Here is a 5,649-nt window from a genome sequence, read left to right as displayed (position 1 = left end):
CTCAAACGCACACCGATGGTTTTCGCAGCAGTGACCGTGGCTTTCTGAGTTTGTCACTTAGCGACTATCTTCGACTTCTCCGCTGGACCGCCAAACACGGCGGTGATGCAGCGACTGTCCCCGCGGGTATAGCCAAAACACTTGCAGCGCTCGGTGTTGATGCATCGATGTGGCAAGACTTGGTGTGGCACTGGAAAGAGTATTTTGGTCACTCGACTTGTGTGGGACGCTCCGAGTCGATGCAAGCCGATGCTGAGCGTACGGGGCATCATTGGCACCGCGGCCAATCCAACGCATCCGCATGCTTTGTCTAGGGTCACGGATTTCCTAGCATTCGAGTGATGCGAGGATTTGGTGCATTGTCAGCAGAACGCCGATTGTTTTGACGAAATGCCTACTCCGGTTACGTCTGTTGTATCGATCGTTGCAGGTCTTCGTCGCGAATGAATCGCTATAAGTTCGGGTTCGCGCAAAAGCAAGTGCTTCAAGTTGCAGTGCCAGTCGTCAACTCCACGTAAAATTGATGACTACTTCAGATAGGTGCCTGGCACCAACTGACTAATATCAATGGTGGCTGGCACCAACTTGCTGGCACCAACTTTGGAGGTGGATGTGGCCTAGTCTTTGACGGCTTCGTCGATGATCCCGAAGCGATGCTCTTTTCCATGTCGGGGGACCGAAGTGACCTTGACCTCGGGTTGCCGATTGTCTGACGGCCAAAACAACACGTGGCCATCCTTTGGCATGTCGACTTGGTAGATGCCTGGCTCGAGGAGCTGGACCTTCACCCCCTCGGATCCAACCCACTGAGCGTCCGTCAATCGCGGTTGAACTTCGACACTGCCTCCGACTTCCGCCGTTACGTGTAACCACTTCGTCGCACCTCGCTCGCGACGTGCACTGACCAAATAGGCGCCTTCGCCACGGAGTCGATGGAACTGAACGTCGCTCCACTTTTGCGGGACAGCGGGAAAAATGCGCAACCGTCCTCCCCAAGATTGCAGTAGCATCTCCTGGATCGTGGTAGCACCATGCAAAGGAGTTTCAATCACGGGCAATCCACCCGCTTCGGAGTAAAATGTGTTCGCGTGCAGAAATGGCTTCAACCCATTGAGAAAATCCAAGGCGCGATCGCCATCTCCCAGGATCGCCGACAAACACGCGCCGCCAGTCAATGAATAGCCAGCCATCGCTCCGCCAAAGCTATGCCAATGGTCCAGACTCGTTTTGATTAGCTCGCGGTCTGTATCGGTGTCAGGTGTAAGTGTGTGTAAGGGATAGATCGCCAGCAAATGGGAAAAGTGCCGGTGACGCCCTGTTAGTGCGACGCCACGTCCAATCATTCGCCCCGTTTCGTTGACATGAGTCGGTACAAGTTTCGCCTCGATTTCTCGCCATGTCGCGATCAAAGGTTCGTCCGTTTCCGTTTTCGCCATCTCCGCAGCAAGCGAAAGCAATCGAGCGTTCCCCCATCGCAGCAGGTCCAGGTCGTACGTGCAATCGTCGGCCCGTCGGTATTCAGGACTGTATGTCTCTGGCAAATGCAAATAGCCGTCCGCTTCCTCTTTCAAAAAATGGCGATAATAGTTCACTGCACGTACCAACAACGGATAAAGCACCCGGTCGCGCAGTGAGGTGTCTTGCCAATATCGACACTCCAAATCGACGTTGTGTAATGCCCATAGCAAATTGCCACATTCCCTGCTGATACTTGCATCCATCGGAGGACGTCCGGTACCCGGTTGCCCAGCGTGACCGAGCAAGTCCCAACCCGAAGTATTGCGGCCCAGTGCGTAAGAGTCGGCTTGGTAGGGGACGGCGACATTTTTTGCCAGGTTGTCTCGGCACAGGTACAAGCGGTGACTCATCGCCGAACCCATCTCGCGTCGATTTGCGGTTGCAAATCCACTGTGCGACAATTGAGCGTTCAAATTCCACCATATCGCGTTCCAAGCAGTGGGTTGTAGCCATGGACCTTGGTTGTCGATGATCCAGCCTTTATCTCGAGTGGCGCTAGCCAGCTTGTATTGCTGGATCCAGTAGAATGCGTCCCAAAAACGATCACCGGTCGCCACAAAGCTTTGCCGATAATAATCGTGCCACCAATCGCGATGTTGCGTGATCCATTGTGTAGAGTCGGCCGCTGCCGCCTTTCGCACCGCCGACACCGCTTGCGACGAAGCGTCCGATTCGGGATAGCTGTGTTTGACGCTTAGCCAAAGGGTTTGCTGCTGACCTGATTTCACCGTTAACCAAGCCACCGCGGTCTGACCGCCAGCATGCAGGTTGTGTACCGCCACATGCACACCATCTGCAAACTGATTAATCACTGGTGGCGGGTTCGCAGGTTCGCGTGGTGTCTTGGCTCGAATGGCGCGAGGGTTGGTGGCTCGTTCGGGGACATAAGAGAATCTCGCTCCGTCGAGCCCACCTTCGGTGCTAAGCTCCAGTCGCATCACCGGTTCACTGGCGTGAACTAACGTTGTCCACCGAGCCACGCCATTCGCTGAATGAATGGTTCCGACGGCCTCTGCATCCCATAGCTTTAGCCTGGAATCACTTGCGACCAGAGCTTCGGGAAAGATCACTCGTAGATGGCCGATAAAATGCCGGCCGCGATTGAGTACCGGAGCATTCTTCTCGTTAAAGTCGTCCTGTTCAAAAGGACGATGATCGTGAGCTGCGGAGTTTCCTACGTCCCAGCGAATCGTTTTCTCGTCGATCTGGTACATCATGGTGCCCTGTTCGCCGTTGCCCAGAAACGGTGCCTCTTTCCATGTTTGAGGCAGCCGGTTCCAGCGGAGATCGTGGTGGGCGAGCATGGCAGGCCAATCGACGGCATCGGTCACGCTGTCTGCCGCGAGAACATTATCCACTTTGCCTGCTGCTAACACGCAGAGAACCGTTTGGATGACAATCCAGCATGAATGCCGCGTCTTCAACTGCATGGGGACCGCTCTTCTAAAAATTGGATTTGGCGAAAAGTAAGCATCGGCTCTATTATTTCCAGTCATTCTGCCACTGGAACTCAATCAGCGATTGTCGCTTGCGGAATCTCGTTCAGCGTGTAGTAGGCATTGGAATGCACCAGGGGAGCATTCTCGCTTGACCGCACTTTGTGAAAGTCAAAATCGTGCACGTGCCCTTGGACCAGGCCATCGATTTGTAGATGCACCTGCAATCCGTCGGCGGATACCGTGGCACCGGTTACTCGAGGCGTGGTGTGGTCGACCTCAGGGCTGCCGTAGGCTTGTCGGTAGATGTGGGTGTACGTCGAGACTTCGTAGGACTCGGGGATTGCAGCGATTTCACGATCCACCGGCTTGGTGAACGTGACCAAGAAGCCGTCAGGACGGGCATTAATTTCCTTTACTTCAAACGGCACGAGGCCCGTCCAATCAAGTCGCTGCAAGGCATAAGGTCGTGGACCGCGAACCGGCCAGCCACGATTGGTGCCGCCGACAATCAGGTCGCCACGCGGCGTGAACTGGCACGCCAACAGGCCCGTCGCAAGACCTTCTCGGAACGGGTAACAGGCGCCTTGCCATACCCCGTTCACCTTTTCGGTGGTCGCACGCATCATCACACTGAGGCTAAAGTCGCCAATGAAGATTTGGTTTTCGAACGGTCCAAATTTGCCGCCGGTGTCATCGACCATGAAGCCGGAAATCGATCGTCCCATTTTTCGATATGGAAACACTACCGCGTAAGGAACAAGCTCTTTCACCCTTTTGGTTTCGGTGAGTAAGCGCGATGGTGTATTGGGAACGACCGGGGCCGGGCCAAGTTCTTTGGCCAGCGGGTACCAGTTAAAGCTCACGGGATGTCCCATGAATCCACCTGGTTGCAGCACCTTCAACGAGCATGATCCGTTCCAAGGGCCTTGGCTCTCGGCATAAAACATGACACCGTGTTCATTCGGCCCAATGCCACACGGGCTTCGAATGCCGCTGCACACCGGTATTGTCTGGCCATCGGGCGTTACCTTCACGCACCAACCGCGAAACGGCACCTTCGATCGATAGGATTCGGACAAACACAACGCGACCCAAATGTTGCCCTCAGGATCCGGTTTGGAACCAAAGGCGAATTCATGATAATTGCGGAAGCCCCAAATATCGCTAAGTGTATCGAATTGATCTGCTCGGCCATCCTGGTCCGTATCGGTGATCCGCGTTACCTCGGTTTGCTGCGTGACCAAAAAGGATCCGTCCTGGTAAGACAGTCCCATGATTTCATCCAGGCCTGCGGCATACCGATGAAACTTGGTGTCGGGGTATTGGTCCATCGCGCCGTTGACCAAGTAGATCTCACCCCGACGCGTCCCGATCGCCAATCGATTGTCCGGCAGCACGTCGAAGCTGCTTGCTTCCATCGCCATCTCGTCGGGGAAAGGAATGTCAACGATGCGATAGTACTTGGCTTCCTGTTCTGCGGTTCCCCAGTACTCTCCCAACGGTTCGGCGCGGAGTGCTCCCACAGAACAAAGCATCAGGATGAAAACAATCAGGATTCTCATTTCAATTCCTTACCACCTGTATTCCAGGATCAATTGCTGCTCGTCTGCGTTCACCTTCAATGGGATGCGAAGGTGTTGGGCATCGGGTTGATCCACGATCGAGCCTGTGTGTTTTTCGTCGATGTGTATCTGTAGACGATCGTCGACAAGGAAACTGCCGTCGCCGGATCGTTCGATCGTCTTTCCCGTGGCAGCTCGAAACATGATGTTCGTTTCACCGGAGCCGGACTTTAGCGTCAGGATGCGGCGGATGTAGGGATCGTTTGTCGCAGAGTCCAGCATGTCGACGTAGTAATCATTGACGACCACGTTGGCAAATTCGTAGTTGAATTGCGGACGCATCTTTTCATCAAGCGAGTAGCCTTTGAATCGATGGTGCGGAGGCCGGCCATCGTCCACGATCCAAGGGGATACCGGGTCATCGATTTCAGGACCTCGATCAAAGCGGATCAGGTTATCGCCCAGCGGTCGTACCGTGCCATGTCCTTGGCCTCGCCAGACTCCGCTTGGATCCGCAAACTCACCTTTCCAGATCATTGCCAAACGCATCTGTTCGGCATCGAATGCTAGATTGACCTGATTCGGGTAGCCGACACCGATGCCGCGTTTCCCGATCTCCGGATAACTGCGGCGGAGCATGACGGCTTCGTCGTTGGCAACAAGCTTTAGCGGTTCCGCGATCAAACCGCGTGGGGCACGTGCTTGTCGACCTTCGAGCAGGTATTGCCACAGCGCTTCGACTTGGGTTTTGGCGTTCCCGGCGATGTCGGGCCGGATGGCTTTTCCGTTAGGCCAGAACGATGGCATCACGGTGTTGGGGCTAAATCGCGGTGGGTCAAGCATGTACTGGTAAAACCAATCCTTCTTCAATCGCTCTGCCATTTCCGTCAAGTCGACGGCGGGCATCGTGTCGGATTGTTCGTACCGGAACGTATGGCAGGCAACACAGTTAAGTCCTTGGTTCCCCGCGATTTTTAACCCCTGCTCTTGCATTTCTTTTGCGTCATCGACCTCCGCAAACTCCGTATCGGAAAGTCGATCGTGCGATTGAAGCAGTTCGATCAGACGATTCACGTTGGCAGCGCCGTACTGAGGCATCCGGGTTTTCATATAAGGCCGAATCGAGCGAT

General features: G+C 54.7%; 2 protein-coding genes and 2 pseudogenes. 1 reads left to right on the top strand and 3 read right to left on the bottom strand.

Annotated features, from left to right (window positions below):
* Window positions 1-314 (top strand): annotated as a pseudogene (locus ABX962_RS28575) (hypothetical protein); the annotation flags it as partial.
* A gap of 303 nt (window positions 315-617) precedes the next feature.
* Here ABX962_RS28575 and ABX962_RS28570 read toward each other — a convergent pair.
* The 3 genes and pseudogenes from ABX962_RS28570 to ABX962_RS28560 all read right to left on the bottom strand — a co-directional run.
* Window positions 618-2,948: a hypothetical protein gene (locus ABX962_RS28570; RefSeq protein WP_372724585.1), complete on the bottom strand. Its 2,331-nt coding sequence runs from the start codon at window positions 2,946-2,948 to the stop codon at window positions 618-620.
* Window positions 2,949-3,028: 80 nt separating this feature from the next.
* On the bottom strand, window positions 3,029-4,519 hold the full coding sequence (locus ABX962_RS28565) for a hypothetical protein (RefSeq protein WP_372724583.1): 1,491 nt from the start codon (window positions 4,517-4,519) through the stop codon (window positions 3,029-3,031).
* Between the two features lie 9 nt (window positions 4,520-4,528).
* Window positions 4,529-5,649 (bottom strand): annotated as a pseudogene (locus ABX962_RS28560) (hypothetical protein); the annotation flags it as partial.

The organism is Novipirellula sp., from assembly GCF_041583735.1.
Lineage (GTDB): Bacteria > Planctomycetota > Planctomycetia > Pirellulales > Pirellulaceae > Novipirellula.
The sequence above is the reverse complement of the archived record's forward strand: the minus strand, read 5'-3'. Positions and strand labels throughout refer to the sequence as shown.